The organism is Campylobacter sp. RM15925, assembly GCF_012978775.1.
Taxonomy (GTDB): domain Bacteria; phylum Campylobacterota; class Campylobacteria; order Campylobacterales; family Campylobacteraceae; genus Campylobacter_A; species Campylobacter_A canis.
The window spans coordinates 1-15743 of record NZ_LIWP01000009.1; the positions used below are offsets into that span (position 1 = coordinate 1).

The 15743-nt window shown below is 38.1% G+C and carries 12 protein-coding genes and 1 pseudogene; 7 read left to right on the forward strand and 6 right to left on the reverse strand.

The annotated features are described in order from the left end of the window. The 5 genes and pseudogenes from CDOM15925_RS06455 to CDOM15925_RS06475 all read left to right on the forward strand — a co-directional run. Positions 1-658 (forward strand): annotated as a pseudogene (locus tag CDOM15925_RS06455) (hypothetical protein); the annotation flags it as partial. Between the two features lie 159 nt (positions 659-817). Then, complete coding sequence (locus CDOM15925_RS06460; protein ID WP_169942284.1) at positions 818-1867, forward strand: dehypoxanthine futalosine cyclase; 1050 nt, start codon at positions 818-820, stop codon at positions 1865-1867. Next, a complete protein-coding gene (locus tag CDOM15925_RS06465) occupies positions 1867-3093 on the forward strand; it encodes a M16 family metallopeptidase (RefSeq protein WP_169942286.1) in 1227 nt (408 codons plus the stop codon). The genes CDOM15925_RS06460 and CDOM15925_RS06465 overlap by 1 nt, the downstream gene beginning before the upstream one ends. Continuing rightward, positions 3083-4900 carry an ATP-dependent DNA helicase RecG gene (recG, locus tag CDOM15925_RS06470; RefSeq protein ID WP_169942288.1) on the forward strand — a complete coding sequence of 606 codons (1818 nt, stop codon included), beginning with the start codon at positions 3083-3085 and terminating at the stop codon, positions 4898-4900. The genes CDOM15925_RS06465 and recG overlap by 11 nt, the downstream gene beginning before the upstream one ends. 86 nt (positions 4901-4986) lie before the next feature. Next, on the forward strand, positions 4987-5199 hold the full coding sequence (locus CDOM15925_RS06475) for a 2-hydroxymuconate tautomerase family protein (RefSeq protein ID WP_169942444.1): 213 nt from the start codon (positions 4987-4989) through the stop codon (positions 5197-5199). A gap of 133 nt (positions 5200-5332) precedes the next feature. On the opposite strand, the gene hpf is transcribed toward CDOM15925_RS06475, so the two are convergent. Genes hpf through fliW form a run of 6 tightly spaced genes read right to left on the reverse strand, consistent with a single transcriptional unit; the run spans position 5333 to position 12294 of the window. Continuing rightward, entirely contained in the window at positions 5333-5863 is a 531-nt protein-coding gene (gene hpf, locus CDOM15925_RS06480) for a ribosome hibernation-promoting factor, HPF/YfiA family (RefSeq protein WP_169942290.1), read from the reverse strand. Between the two features lie 39 nt (positions 5864-5902). Next, entirely contained in the window at positions 5903-6373 is a 471-nt protein-coding gene (locus CDOM15925_RS06485; RefSeq protein WP_169942292.1) for a hypothetical protein, read from the reverse strand. Next, positions 6373-7299, reverse strand: coding sequence for a type II secretion system protein (locus CDOM15925_RS06490; RefSeq protein ID WP_169942294.1), 927 nt, complete (start codon positions 7297-7299; stop codon positions 6373-6375). Before CDOM15925_RS06490 ends, CDOM15925_RS06485 begins: the two co-directional genes overlap by 1 nt. After that, positions 7299-7895 carry a prepilin-type N-terminal cleavage/methylation domain-containing protein gene (locus CDOM15925_RS06495; RefSeq protein ID WP_169942296.1) on the reverse strand — a complete coding sequence of 199 codons (597 nt, stop codon included), beginning with the start codon at positions 7893-7895 and terminating at the stop codon, positions 7299-7301. Before CDOM15925_RS06495 ends, CDOM15925_RS06490 begins: the two co-directional genes overlap by 1 nt. Further along, positions 7895-11881, reverse strand: coding sequence for a hypothetical protein (locus tag CDOM15925_RS06500; RefSeq protein ID WP_169942298.1), 3987 nt, complete (start codon positions 11879-11881; stop codon positions 7895-7897). The genes CDOM15925_RS06495 and CDOM15925_RS06500 overlap by 1 nt, the downstream gene beginning before the upstream one ends. A gap of 29 nt (positions 11882-11910) precedes the next feature. After that, on the reverse strand, positions 11911-12294 hold the full coding sequence (gene fliW / locus CDOM15925_RS06505; protein WP_169942446.1) for a flagellar assembly protein FliW: 384 nt from the start codon (positions 12292-12294) through the stop codon (positions 11911-11913). 147 nt (positions 12295-12441) lie between these two features. Between fliW and CDOM15925_RS06510 the strand changes: the two genes are divergently transcribed. Together CDOM15925_RS06510 and lon are read left to right on the forward strand one after the other, a co-directional pair. After that, complete coding sequence (locus CDOM15925_RS06510; protein WP_169942300.1) at positions 12442-13089, forward strand: outer membrane protein assembly factor BamD; 648 nt, start codon at positions 12442-12444, stop codon at positions 13087-13089. Between the two features lie 9 nt (positions 13090-13098). Next, complete coding sequence (gene lon, locus CDOM15925_RS06515) at positions 13099-15513, forward strand: endopeptidase La (protein ID WP_169942302.1); 2415 nt, start codon at positions 13099-13101, stop codon at positions 15511-15513. Positions 15514-15743 lie beyond the last annotated feature (230 nt).

The following is a 15743-nucleotide window of genomic DNA, read 5'->3' on the forward strand; positions in this document are numbered from 1 at the left end:
TAAGATATATATGCGTCTGCCTGATGATGTTGTAGTAGGCGATAAGCTTAAAGTAACTTATACCGATCCTGATGATTCTAGTAAAACTATAAGCGAAGAGATAGAGATTAGTCAGCAAGATATAGACTTCGGAAAAGTTGGGGCAACTATCCTTACAAAACCTGATACTCAAATTTCGGTTAGCGGTCAGATAGTGGATCAAAACGGTGTAGCAAATACCCCTGTATCGTTTAAGATGAAAATCACTGACGACAACGCGAGCGATACTATCGAATATGATGCTAATAAAGGAGGTATCTACGGTGGTTTAGGAAATGATACTTTAGTGTTTAACTCGGATATCGATCTAAGTAAAGTTGCAAATCTAGACAAGAAGATAGATAGCTTTGAGGCTATAAAGCTAGGTAATGACGGCGCTAGTGGGGCTGTTAAGCTAACCATCACAGCCAAAGACGTATTTGATGTAACTGATGATTCTAACACCGTACTAAAGATACTAGGCGATAGCAACGATAAAGTTGCAGGCAAAGGCGAGTGGAGAGAGTCAGCCGATCAGTCAAAAGCAGAAGCGGGCTTTAAAGTCTATGAAAGTGTAAATCAAGTAGACGGTAAGACTATCCAAATTCAAATAGACTCAGACATCAAAACAGATTTTTAATCTAAATTTACCCCGAGAAACATATCTCGGGGTAATCAAATTTAACTTCTAACAAAAGATTTTTTATTTTAAATTTCACCATTCTTTTTATAAATCATTTTTTATCATAATTAAAACCATTTTTAGCTACACTTTTGCAAATTTAAACAAAGGAAAATTTTGGCAAGACTTAGTGTAGATGAAGCTGTAAATTTGATAGAAAATGCCGAGCTTAACGAGCTTGGAGCTATGGCGCTAGCCAAAAAGCGAGAGCTTCATCCTGAAAAAATCACAACTTTTATCGTCGATAGAAACATAAATTATACGAACGTTTGCTGGGTTGATTGCAAATTTTGTGCATTTTATCGCCATGCAAAAGAAGAAGATGCTTACGTGCTAAGCTTTGAAGAAATCGGGCAAAAGATAGAGGAGCTAATAGCCATAGGCGGTACGCAAATTCTCTTTCAAGGCGGCGTTCATCCTAAGCTTAAGATCGACTGGTATGAAAACTTAGTCGAGTGGATCAGTAAAACTTATCCACAGATCACTATTCACGGTTTTTCTGCGATTGAGATTGATTACATCGCAAGAATTTCTAAGATTTCGACTCGGGAAGTTTTAGCTCGTCTAAAGGCAAAAGGGCTTTATTCTATCCCGGGAGCCGGCGCTGAGGTGCTAAGCGATAGGGTTAGAGATATCATAGCGCCTAAAAAATGCGACACCCAAACTTGGCTAAGGGTTCATAAAGAAGCTCATGAGATCGGCGTAAAATCAACCGCTACCATGATGTTTGGCACGGTTGAGACGACTCGCGAGATAGTTGAGCATTGGCAGCATATTAGGGATTTACAGGATCTTACCGGAGGCTTTAGGGCGTTTATATTATGGAGTTTTCAAGGGTTAAATACCAAATTAGCCGCCGAGAGACCGGAAATACAAAAACAATCATCAAATCGCTACTTGCGACTACTTGCAGTTTCAAGGCTCTTTTTAGATAATTTTAAAAACATCCAAAGCAGCTGGGTAACGCAAGGAAGCTATATAGGACAACTTGCACTGCTCTTTGGTGCAAACGATCTAGGCTCAACCATGATGGAAGAAAACGTCGTAAAAGCTGCAGGTGCAGCATACAGAATGAATCAGGACGAGATGATAAATTTAATACGCGATGTGGGCGAAAAACCTGCAAAACGCAATACAAATTACGATATATTGGAGAAATTCTACTAATGAAAGTTGTAAATTTAAAAGTTAAAAACACCCAAATTCCGGTTGTCTTTGAAAGCTCAAAGGCTTTGCCTGTAGTGTCTTTAAAGCTGGTTTTTAAAGTGGCGGGAAGCTATGAGGACGGTAAGCTTGCGGGACTTGCGAATTTAAGCGCAAGACTTTTAAACGAAGGCACTCTTAAAAAAGGCTCAAATGCTTTTGCAAAAGAGCTTGAGATGCGTGCCGTATCGCTTCATGCACAAACAGGATTTGAAACGCTAAATATCGATCTAAGCTGCCTAAAAGAGCATTTTGAGTTTGCATGCTTAAAATTATCCGAGCTTTTAAAAGACCCAAATTTTAGCGAGGATATCCTTGATAAACTAAAAAAGCTAGTAATAGGCGAAATTTTAAGCAATGAAAGCGACTTTGATTATGTGGCACGGTCTGCTTTAAACGAGCTTTTGTATCCAAACACTTCACTTGCAAGAGGGTCGATAGGCACTAAAGAGAGCGTGTCTAAAATCACGCTTAAAGAGATTAAAGAATTTATCAGCTCTCATCTTGATTTGGCGAATTTGATGGTAGTTTTTGGCGGAGATGTAGATCTTAACGAGCTAAAACTAGAGCAAATTTTAAGCGGTTTAAGCGACGGCAAGGCGCGAGAGCTAAAGAAGCTGCAAACTAGCCGAAAGATGAGTCAAAAATTTATCATTAAGCCAAGTCAACAGGCTTATATATACTTCGGCGCTCCTTTTGAGGTGGGTATAGATGAGATATTTAAGGCTAAAGTGGCTAGCTTTATACTAGGCGAGAGCGGCTTTGGCGCTAGGCTTATGGAGGAAATTAGAGTTAAACGAGGTCTTGCGTATTCGGCTTACGCAAGAAGCGGATTTATGCTAAGCTACTCTCAAATTTCAGGTTATCTTCAAACCAAAAACGAGAGTAAGGACGAGGCTATAGCAGTAGTGAAGGACGAATTTGATAAATTTGTCAAAAAGGGCGTTGCGGCGCGCGAATTAGCTCAGGCTAAGAGATTTTTGCTGGGCTCTCAACCGCTTCGCCAAGAGACGCTTTTTAACAGGTTAAATATCGCTCAAGGTGAGGTTTATAACGGCTTTAAGATAGGCTCGTTTAAAGATGAGCTTGATAAAATTTCTAAGCTAAAACTTAGCGAACTTAACGAATTTATAGCTTCTCACGATGAGATAACCAAGCTAAGTTTTGCCGTGCTTTATAATGAAATTTAAACCCGGCGACAAGGAAATTTTAAACAAAATAGGCGTATTTACGCTACTTGATCTTTCTCTTAAAATTCCAAAGAGTTTTGATGACACGACTATAACCCAAAGCCCAAAAGACGGTAACGTGAGCATCGAAGTGGTGATAAAAAACTCATATAGGCAAAGCGGGATCTTGCATGTCTTAGCATGGTGCGAGAGCTGGGAGCAAAACGTTAAAATCATCATATTTAATGCCAAGTCTTGGCATTTTGGAGCATTTAAAACAGGCAAGCAAATTTATATAAACGGCAAATGCTCCTTTGCTTTTGGCTCTTGGCAGATAACAAATCCAAAGATAATCACAAAAATAAACGAGATAATCCCCAAATACAAACTAAGCCTGCGTGACGATAGATTTAAAGAGCTTGCAAGCAGATATGTAACTATAGAAAATTTGCTTGCCGAAGGACTTAACGAGAGTGAAGCTAAATTCTTAAGCGATCTTCACAAGAGCGATCATAATAGCGCGCATTTGCTTGAAAATTTAGACAAAGGCTCGCACGGGCTTGAAATTTTAAAATTTGTTGAGATTTATAACTATCTAAGAAAGCTAAGTACTAAAAAAACCGATTTTGCAAGCAAGAAAGTAGAAACTTTTGACATAAGCCCTTGGGTATCATCCTTGCCGTTTAAGCTTACCGATGATCAAAAAAATGCCATAGCCGATATCAGGTTTGATCTTAGCGGCGATAAGGTAAAAAGGCGAGTTGTCATGGGCGATGTGGGAAGCGGCAAGACTATAGTTATCCTTGCTACGGCTTTAAGCGTATATCCTAAAGCTGCAATCGTGATGGCGCCTACTTCTATACTTGCCGAGCAAATTTACGATGAGGCGGTAAGGCTGCTGCCTGAATTTATGAACATCAAGCTTGTAAAGAGTGGCGAAAAAGAGCCTGAATTTGAAGGTGTGAATTTGATAATAGGCACGCATGTGCTTCTTTATAACGAGCTTGTCAAATCGCCTGTCGTTATGATAGATGAGCAGCATCGCTTCGGCTCAAACCAGCGCGAGAAGATAAATCAACTGGTGCGCGACGGACAAAACTACGCTCATGTGATTCAGTTTTCAGCCACACCCATACCGCGTACTCTTAGTATGATACAAAGCTCGTTTGTGGAATTTAGCTTTTTAAAGCAGATGCCGTTTAAAAAAACTATACACTCGCAAATTTTACAAAGTGCGGACTTTGAACGGCTTTTAAAGCACATCAGGCAAGAAATTGCAAAAAATAAGCAAGTAGTTATCGTGTATCCTCTAGTGGAAACAAGCGAAAGTTCAAGCTATCAAAGCTTAAGCGAGGCGCAGGATTTTTGGCTTAAAAATTTTAAAAATGTGTTTATAACCCACGGCAAAGACAGGCAAAAAGAGCAAATTTTACGTGAATTTAGACAGAATGGAGATATCTTACTTTCAACTACGGTTGTTGAGGTGGGAATTTCTTTGCCTAGGCTTAGTACGATAGTCGTAGTGGGGGCTGAAAGGCTAGGGCTTGCCACGCTTCATCAACTACGAGGCAGGGTGGGCAGGCAGGGTGGAGAGGGCTTTTGCTTTCTCTTTACTAAGCTTAAAAATCCGCCTGAGAGATTGCGTGAATTTTGTGCCACGCTTGATGGATTTGAGATAGCGCAGATAGATCTTAAAAATCGTCAAAGCGGAGATATATTAGGCGGAGTGTTTCAGCATGGAGCGACGTTTGAATATTATGAATTTGAAGAGAATTTAACGGCTGCGGCAAAAAATCGTTTAGAGAAAATTGGCGTAAATAAATTTTAAGAACAGTGTCTAAAGTGCTAAAATTTGATGTCTATTTGCCGCAAGATGGGTTTTAGCATGAAATTTATAACTACAAGGAGATGAAGATGCCGTTTGTAAATATCAAAATCACAAAAGAAAAAGAGCCTGTAACCACGGAACAAAAGCAAAGATTGATATCGGGAGTAACCGAGCTTGTGGCTGAAATTTTAGGAAGGAACAAGGCTTCAACGGTAGTGATAATAGATGAAATCGAAATGGATAATTACGGGCTTGGAGGCGAAAGCATAACTCAAGTCAGGAAAAAACAAGGAAGATAAAATTAACTTCAAATTTTGATGTTAAAATTTAAGTCGCTTAAGTTAGCTGATAGTTTGGTTTATGTTGGTTTTTTAATAGATTAAAGATAAATTTAAGTAAATAGAATGAGGGGGCAAAGACTGCCCCTAAATTTTAATAAAGTCCGAATTTGCCGTCTGAGCGTTTGTATAAAACTCTCATTTTTGCATCTATATCGTTAAATACGTAAAACTGCATGTCGCTATCTTTAAGCTTTGCTAGAGCTTCTTCTATCTCAAGCGGCTTATATAGCTCAAGCTCCATAGGAATAACCTCATCTATATCTTCGTCGTTAGGCTCATCGGCTATGGTTGCCCTTATAGCTTTGCCGTCGTCTTTGTTTTTAACGGTTACGTTCTTGTCATGCTCTCTGCGAAGTACCTTTGAAGCGCGATCTATCGCAAGATCAACCGCTGCATATAAATCCTTGTCTTTTTGGCGAATAACTATAGTGTCTTTTCTAGCCAAATTTATAGCAAATTCTACGCTAAAACCTTTTTTGCCGTTTTTTTCATCAGCCGAAACGACGCAACGTCCCGAAATAATATCTAAATTGTATTTGTTGAGCGAATCAAAAGCGTTTTGGATGTAGCTTTTGATCGGATCGGTTAGTTCAAATTGTTTTCCTGTGATGCTTGTATTCATCATAGCTCCTTTGCATTAATGTGCGTCTATTATAGCATATTAAAGCTTTTGGATAGTGCGTCTATGAAAAGTAACCGGAATGTTAAAATCAGGGTTTGAAGTTACCGTTACATCTAAGATAACTGTGCCGGTTGAGGGATTGTTTCCTGCTCCGTCTAGAGTTATAGGAGTGCCGCAACCGTTTATCTGTCCTATGAAATCAACTACATCAACGGTTACGTTAAATAAAATTGTGCCGTTTCTTGAAAGATTGGTATTGACTATCCTTCTTGCGGCTGCATTTGCCGTAGGACATCGTTGAGTACCGCCACCATTGCCTATCTGCATGGCTAACAAATTTTGCACCGCCATCTCGGTTGCGCCTTGGGCTAAGAGTTCAGCCTGCTCTCTTAAGAATATATCCGTAGTGTGCTTTGAAGTGGTTGCCGATAATGAAAGGGCAAACATACTAAGAGTGGCAACTAAAACTAAAAACATTATAGCCATAACCAAACTAAAACCGTTTCTCATTAATACACCGCCTTTGTTTTGCATACGGTTGTCTCTTCTTCCCCATTACTAAGAGATCTTTGACCGTCTCTCATACACAGCTTAAGGACTACCACTCCATTTGCTTCGGTAAAGTTAAATCTTGTTACATTTCTTGCAAGTACTGCAGAATTTGCATTTTGAAAGCTGTTTCCTACTACCCATGGGCGATAGTTATATCTAAGCTCTAAAGTAAAGTCGTTTGCAGTATTGTTTGTAGGAACCACGGCATAAGCTGTGTGAAGTAGAAAGTACTGTTCTGAAATGCTTCTACCTACAGGATAAGTTATATTTATAGTTGTGTCGCCGTTAAAGCTATTTACTCTTGCTATATCGTTTGCCTGATTTGTGTCGTTATATCCGAATGATGTTTGGACATTGATATTGCCAGTGCCTTTAAAAAAGACCCCTAATTGATTTTGATTGGTTGTTGTTGTAGGGTTATTCGTAAGATCCCTTATGTTATTCCAAGCATTTTGTAAAAAACTTAAAGGAGTTTCTATAGAACCTGTTGTAGTTATGGTATCGGCTGGGTTGAGTCTGGTTCTAGCCGTATTGGCATGATTTAAATCTATAAATCCGCTCCATCCGCCATCTTGAAATGCCTCATAGCTGTAGCTTATCCATTCTAAAATATCATAAGTATTATCTAAGGTTGGATCTTCGGTCGATACGAATGTATCTGGATTTGCTCTCTGCCTTCCTATGCTTGAGCCTTTTATGCGAATCGCAAGTCTTTTTGAGATTTGTTCTAAAACTAGCTCGGTTTCAGCTTGTAGAGTGTTTATGGCTCTGCTTTGAAGGTATCCTTTGTATATATTTATAGATATCTCTATGCCTACTAATGCTAAAATTCCTGTTATAACTATAACTACTATGAGTTCAAGAAGAGTAAAAGCTTTTTTCATTACCACTGCCTTAATTCAAGAGCAGGACTATCGCCTATATTTGAAGAGTATGCTCTAAGAAGTATGGTTTGATTAGTATTGCCCAGAGTAGCCGTGGTAGTGATAGATATCTCTTTTATATTATTATTAGCAGTTCCCGTCATGTCAACATTTGCTACACTGGTATTTAATGTTTGATTTAAGATATTGTCCCTAGAATAGCCATTCTCACCCGGTCCTATAGGTGCTGTAATAGTTACTTCATCATTATTGAAAGAATTTATATCCTGTTCTTGACCTGCCTGGCAAGCACTATCTCTTGCAATAGCAGAGAAGGTTCTTGTTCTATCTCTAGTAATACCGTTTCGATCATAGAAATTTGGTAAGCCACCAAATATCGGAGTGGGTAAATTTACAAGAGTCAAATCATTTGTGCAACCCCAAGGTGTTTTTAGCACTAAGGCAAGTCTTGTTTTCGTATCCATAACGCTTTGTTGTATGATTGAGGTTTCGTTATTTCTTGCGTTTTGAAAGAGTATCGTAGGCACAGATAAAAACACTATGCCGATGACTACTATGGATACGATAAGTTCAATTATAGAAAAACCTCTTTTCATTACCAGTCTAACCTCTTATTGGTTCTTTCTGAAATTGGGGTACTGCCCTCTTTGTTAAATTTCTCTCCGCCTACCACATCACCCACTCCGACGTCCTTGCCTCCTTTATCAAGAGATTGACCTCCCCAACTTAAGCCTGAAGTAGGATTGAAGAATTGAACATTAAAGTCGTTTGTAGTAGCAGATGGATTTGCTTGGTTGTATAGTAGCCAAGCAGGCGCTGTCATCTGTATAACATCTTGCTTTGGCGCAAAAGTGCTTGCTAGCCATACTTGCTCTATGCCGTTTGCTATTATGCTTTCCGGTGTTATTATTGTCGTGCCGTCATTAAAATTCGCAGATGTATATGCCGTAACTATACCTTGTATGTTTGTATGGCTTTGATTTACAAACCAATTGTTTATTTGCGGAGGAGTAGCTGAATTTGCTATAGCATACTGAGTCGTGTCGCATCCGTTACAAAAGACTGAATAGTAAATTTGTGCATTAAATCCTGTCCTTGGACCGACATAATCAGGCGCATAGACTCTTCCGTAGTAGAAATCAACATTTGTAACGTTTAAAGGAGCTGCATAAGGTGCGCCAGCTACCGAATCAGTATCTGAAATATTGTTAAAAGTAAAGTTATTTGAAGTGATTCTAAATGGATTTCTTGCAAATCTAATATCTCTAGCAAAGTTAAATCTAACTGTATAAGGCGCAGTGCCGTTTAAGAAAAATCTCCTGTCGGCAAAATATGCTCCGTTGTTATTAGTGTTTATATTTGCTTTACTGTTTATGATGTTTTGATTGTTGTCGGGATCTTGGATTTGTTGATTGAAATACAATATGTTTTGTAAAGCAGCAGCCGCTCTATCTGCAGCAGCGTTTATAGATCTTCCTTGTAAATTTGTAAAATCACTCACATCTCCTTGGATACCTGTAGTAAAAGTGACGTTTCTAGAGTAACAACCTCTAGTGTATAGAGTTGCTGTTGTATTTGCATTATCTCCTAATCTTGCGGTTATATTGAAATTCGCAGTCGCTTCCATACCGGTAGCATCTCCTGAAAGATAGGTCATAGCTCCGTTGTTAAAATTTAGAATTCGTAAATTATTAATTGATATATCGTTTGGCACAAAGAGCAAATTTAAATCATTTCTAGCGCTTATATCGCAACCTATCTTGCCTGCGGCATTTTCAGTTATAGTATCATTGTCTATTATACAATCATTCAAATTTGGATCAGTTGCTCCTGATGCTTGATCTACGTTTGTCCATTTTTTATCCCTTGCAGTTATTAGGACATGACCTATATTAGGATATACGAAATTTGTTCCATGTTCAGGCGCAAAAATTTCGCTAATACCATCCCAAACCCTTGTTAGCTGACCTCTACCATTTTCAAATTTTGCTTCTAGTGTAGTTTGGTTTTGGAATGCAAAATTCGCAACAGGGCAAGTAGTAGGTCTTAATGGCGATAGTCCAAAATTTATCGGATTTACAACTGTTGAATATGTTTTAGATAAAGCATTGCCGTTATTTACAGCTTCAAGCCATATATTTGTATATCCTTTTCCTCCTACTAGATTACCGAAGTTATTTGTTCTATTGTCGGAATTATAAAATCTAAATTCCTTAGGTCTTATACTAAATGGATCAGAAGCGCAAGACGGAGTTCTGATAAGTTTGTCGCTTGCATCCAAATACGAAATTCTAAAATATAGCTTTTGGTAGGCTTCATTGATCTTAATACCTTTTAAGTCAAGCATATTTTGATTATCTAGTTGGTCTTTACTGAAAAGGAAAAAGTTCTTTTTAGTATCGGTGGCACCTACTATTTCGTTGATGACGTTTTGTCCTTTTTCGCAATCGCCGTTTGGTACTATATCTACTTTAATCTTCTCAGTAGGAAGAATGTCGAAATTTTCCAAAACTCTACCTGTCGATGAAGAGGTCATTATATTTAAGAGTTTGGTATCAAATTCTCTTCCTGCTAGTTGAGTAAATAAATTCTCAGAGTTTCCGAGTTCGGAAAATTTCTTGTTAACTATTCTGTTTGATATACCGGCAACTTCTAGGTGGTATTTTTTATCTTCACATCTGTTTATGATACCGCTATATCTCACACCTATATCTTCATTGATAAATTCAACATTATGTTTGATGTAATCATCAGGATCAAATTCCTCTGCCAGTCTTGTATCAAACTGTATAAGAGCTTCGTTTGTTTTATGCAAAGTTCCTCCGTTGCCTATGCCTGTGGCGCCTTCTCCTATCGAAAACTCTATAATTCCATTTTGTTCATCAACTCTTTGAAGGTTTGAATTATCGCTTATTTTGGACGTTTTGCTAACGTCAAATCCATTGCTTTTTGTGGAGCTTGGATTCATATAAGTAGTTTCTGCTATGTAAGAAACGTTTTTTTGATTGAGAGTGGAGGTTAAACCTACCTTAAAGGCATCTTCAGAACCTCTATTTATTATTTTTAGTTGCAGTCTTAAAGTGTCGCCTGTTTTTGCTAGTGTTTTGCTGCCTGAGTCGGTACTTACGTCTTTAAAATCTTTCTCGTCTGTTTGATTTTTACCTCTAACTTGTAGTTTTTCTATGTAACATACTTCAGGTTCATAAAGCTCGGTAGCAAATGCAACTAAGCCTATGTTTTCCCTTTCACCCATAACACCTCCGCCAGGGCGAGTTATAGCTTGTGCAGTGAGCTTTATCGTGGTGGATGTCTGTTTGTTTGAGATATGATCTTTTAGATTGTATATATCAAGGTCCATCTGGTTGTTATAAAGCTTGTGAGCAACCATGGGTTTGTCAAATCTCGTAATAGTACTATTAAACTGATTTTCTAAGCGGTTAAAGTTGTTTGAACTTACTGAGCGGTATACGTTTTTGGAATCTAAAATTTCTATATTTTCTTTATCAACCTCTGCTTTTGCACCAAAAGATAAAATTGTAAGGCTTGAATTTACCTTACCGCTAGCAGGCGTAAAAAATCCGCTTAAAGGAACTTCTAGAGTATCTATACGAGACTGTTTTCCTCTTAAATGGATAGGCGCCAATACGGTAAGTCCGTCATATACATAAACTCCCTTTGGTTTTAATCCATCTGAGGCACCTTTGTCTTCAAAGTCATATACTATAACCAATGCCCAACCGCCGTAATGAGGGGCATATAGTCCTCCAACCCATCCATTGTCTCTATACCCATAGAAATTAGTAGGTTTCCAGTTGGAGGCTTTTATATCTCCCGCGCTAAAAGTTCTTTCTGTATTTGTTTTGCCTAATGATTTTTTAACCAAATCTGTTACATCTACGCTGGCTTGATACGTAAATTGCATTCCATAAGTTGAGAATGAGCCATACCATCTTGTGTCTTTCTCTTCGGCAGTCAGCCTATGGTAGGTTTTTCCATTAACCTCCTTAGGTGTTCCAAATGTTATTTCATTAAACTGATGTATGTTTTTAAAATATTTTTTTCTCATTTCTTCGGCATCTGGTGTATTCCAACCCAAAGAGATACCTCCACCCCAGTAAAGCCTTGCAAAGACTACTTTTTTGCCATCAATATTTTTTTCTGCATATTCATCTAAAAAAGCATTTCCAGACTCTTGTCTAAAGTTAAAAGTGGCTCTAGAAGAGTTGTGCTTATAGTTAAGATCTTCTTTTATAAATTCAAATGGTTGTATAACAGTATCATTGCCGTATTGTCTAGTAGGCTGAAAACCGTAGCCTTTTGTAGGCATTAGTATAGTAGAGCCTATAGTTTCTATATCTCCGTATATTTTTTTTCTTTGATTTTCACTTGTCTTGTTTGGCTCAAGTAGTCTTTTTGATAGTGTTCCTTGGGCGTTTATGTCTACATACCCAGTAGGACCTCTATAGTAAACTGCGCTCGAGTCAATGCTGTGAGTTAGATTATTATTGTCTTTGTATTCTGCTCCAAATAAAGCGGTGCATAATGCAAAAGTACTAATTAAAATGCAACTTATTTTTTTCATCTTAAATCCTTTTTGCTAAAAGCAAAACATTATTTTTGTATAAAATCTGAAATTTTCTCCGCTTGTTTATAGTCCGGATAGTTATATACGTCCAAAACCACTTGAGATAACGTCATATTTGTCATATTGCATACGATAGGAGCCATAAAATTTACGGTTGAGGTCTCTATCGGAACGCTTACAATCATTATGTTATATACTCTTAACTCGCTATTGTCATTTATATCCATGAGCTCTTGATAGTATGTCGGTATCTCAAATTCGTAATTTCTTAAAGCATATGGATTTATCATTGTAAAAGATGTTTCATCATCTTTGCTTTTAAGTTTTACAAAAAATTTGTCAAGCTCTATAAGCTCCATGCTTTTAATGTGCTCAAAGCCTAAAATAGGACTTTTAACCTCAAATACCATCAAAGTTCTCCTGCTTTTAAAATGTTACAATATTGTATCAAATTTTTTTATATTTTAAGCTAAATTGTAAATTTATTTTAAATTTATCGAAAAATAACCCAATGCATAGTAAAATATCACATTTTAAATTCTAATATAAGGACGTTTATGAAATTTGTCACTAAAATATTATATGCGACGATCTTTATTTTTTTACTAAGCGGTTGTGCCGAAAAATACAGCGAGCTTTATAATTTAACTCCCGAAGAATGGTACTCTCAAATCATTGCCGATATAAAAGATCGCGACTTGGAAAGTGCCGATAAGCACTATACTTCAATGTCAAGCGAACACGTAGCAAGCCCGCTTTTAGAGCAAATTTTGCTTATCCTTTCTCAGGCTCACGCAAACGAAGAGGAGTATTTGCTGGCAAATTTCTATCTTGATGAGTATATTAAGAGATACGGCGACAACGGACCTAAGACCGAATTTGCACACTATCTTAAGATAAAGGCGAATTTTGACTCGTTTTCTCAGCCAAATCGCAATCAAAAGCTTATGCAAGATAGTATTAACGAGATAGAAAAATTTCTTTACATCTATCCAAATACCAAATATCGACCGCTCATAGAGACGATGCTTACGAAATTTCAGCTTGCGATATTTTATCTTGACGAGCAGATTGCTGATTTGTACGAGCGAACAGGCAGAAGTGAATCTGCTGAAATTTACAAGAAAAAGGTTGAAAATTCACCGTTAAATGACGCCAAGCTTATTAAGCCTCAGCTTCCTTGGTATAGAAAAATTTTTGAGTAGGAGATAAATTTGCAGATAAACGAATCAAAAACATTTCCCGCAGAGCTTCCTATAATCGTTGAAGACGAGCTATTTTTATATCCATTTATGATAACTCCGCTATTTTTAAGCGATGATGAAAATTTATCCGCTTTAAATTTGGCTATCGAAAACCAAAGCCAAATTTTAGTAGCCCCGACAAAGCCTCAAAACGAAGGCGCACGCGACTTTGAAGGAATTTATGATGCGGGTGTCATTGGGACTATCATGCGCAAGGTTCCTTTGCCTGACGGAAGAGTCAAAATTCTCTTTCAGGGCATGAGTAAAGGCAGGGTTGTCCTTGAGTCAAAAGGCAAGCCTTTAAGAGCTACAGTGGATATCATCCATGAAAAACGCCCGACAGCTGTAAAAAGTGATGCGCTCGTAACTGTGCTTCGCGAAAAAGTACGCGATCTGGCTGCGCTTAGCCATTTTTTCCCGCCTGATTTGCTAAAAACTATCGAAGAAAGCGTTGAGGTAAGCAGAGTGTGCGATCTGGTTTTAAGCTCGCTTAGACTTAAAAAACAAACCGCATATGAGTTTTTTATAGAGGAAAATCTAGAGCAAAAACTTCTTAAACTAATCGACTTTATCATCGAAGAGATAGAGGCTAATAAGCTTCAAAGAGAGATTAAAAGCAAGGTTCATTCGCGTATCGATAAAGTAAATAAAGAGTATTTTTTAAAAGAGCAGCTAAAGCAAATTCAGCAAGAGCTAGGTAGCGATACGACTCGCGAAGAAGAGATCGAAGAGTATAGAAAAAAGCTTGAGAAAAAGAAGAAATTTATGGGCGAGGATGCTTATAAGGAGATTAAAAAGCAGATAGACAAGCTTGGTAGGATGCATCCTGATTCTGCCGATGCGAACACTATCCAAAGCTATCTTGACTGGGTTATAGAAGTGCCTTTTGAAAATATAGCCAATAAAAAATCAAGCGTTGCCGAAGTAAGTAAACATCTAAACACCGATCACTATGGACTTGAAAGACCAAAAACAAGGATTGAGGAATATTTCGCTTTGCGTGAGCTTTTGGAGCTTAGAGGAGTTGCCGATAAGGTAAATAACGGAGCTATTTTGTGCTTTGCGGGACCTCCGGGAGTGGGTAAAACGAGTCTTGCAAATTCCATCGCAAAAGCGCTTAAAAGAGAGCTCGTGCGTGTAGCACTAGGCGGGCTTGAGGATGTAAATGAGCTTAGGGGGCATAGAAGAACTTATATAGGAGCGATGCCGGGGCGCATGGTGCAAGGCCTCATAGAGGCTAAGCAGATGAATCCTGTCGTGGTGCTTGATGAGATAGATAAAGTAGGCAGAAGTTTTCGCGGCGATCCTACGGCGGTTTTGCTTGAAATTTTAGACCCTGAGCAAAATAATAAATTTAGAGATTATTACTTAAATTTCAATATTGATCTAAGCAAAGTAGTATTTGTAGCTACCGCAAATGATGTGGGGTCAATACCGCCTGCGCTTCGCGACAGGATGGAATTTATCCAGCTTAGCTCATACACACCGCAAGAGAAATTTGAGATAGCTAAAAAATATCTCATTCCTCAAGAGCTAAAAAAGCACGGACTTAAGCCAAGCGAGGTAAGCTTCGGAAAAGATGTGCTTAAGCTTATCATAAGCGACTATACTAGAGAAAGCGGTGTGCGAAATTTGCGAAGAAGGCTTGCCGATATATTTAGAAAAGCCGCTAAAAAACTGCTTATGGATAGTAGCTTAAGCAAAGTAAGTATCACGACTAAGAATTTAAATGAATTTTTGGAAAAAAAGGTCTTTGAGATAGAGCTTGCAGACAAGGTTGATCAGGTAGGGCAGGTGAATGGTCTAGCTTGGACCAGTGTGGGTGGAGATGTGCTTAAGATCGAAGCTATAAGGATACAAGGCAAAGGCGCTATGCAAGTGACGGGCTCTCTTGGAGAAGTGATGAAAGAGAGCGCGTATATCGCATTTAGCCTTGTTAAAGTTCTAATAGATGAGAAAAAGCTAAAAGTACCTGCTAAGATAATTCCAAATTTGGCTGAAGATAAGAAAAAACCGACTGTAAGCGACGTGTATAGAAGATATGATCTGCATATTCATGTTCCCGAAGGAGCAACTCCAAAAGATGGACCGAGTGCCGGTATCACGATGGTAACGGCTATCGCTTCTATACTAACCGATACAAAAGTAAAAAGCGATGTGGCTATGACGGGTGAGATCACGCTAAGTGGAAGAGTACTGCCTATAGGAGGGCTTAGAGAAAAGCTTATCGCGGCACACAAGGCCGGTATAAAGACGGCGATAATCCCTCGTAAAAACTACGAGCGCGACTTAGACGATGTGCCAAACGACGTAAAAACCGACGTGAAGATCGTTGCCGTTGATACGATAGAAGATGTTTTAAAGGTCGCATTAGTCTTAAAATAAATTTGATGAAGTCTTGCTAGAAAAGGCAAGGCTTCGTTTATGTTATTGATTGTTTTATTTTTTAAATTTAACCAGTAGCTAAGTAAAATTTTATACTTTTGTATATTGTATTTTTGCTCTAGCTTAAAATTTCCCGCATAGTTAATTTTATACTTCTCTTGTTTGTCTATAGTGATCAATTCAGCCTCATTTATTTTTTGCATATGGTACAAATTTAAATAAATACAATT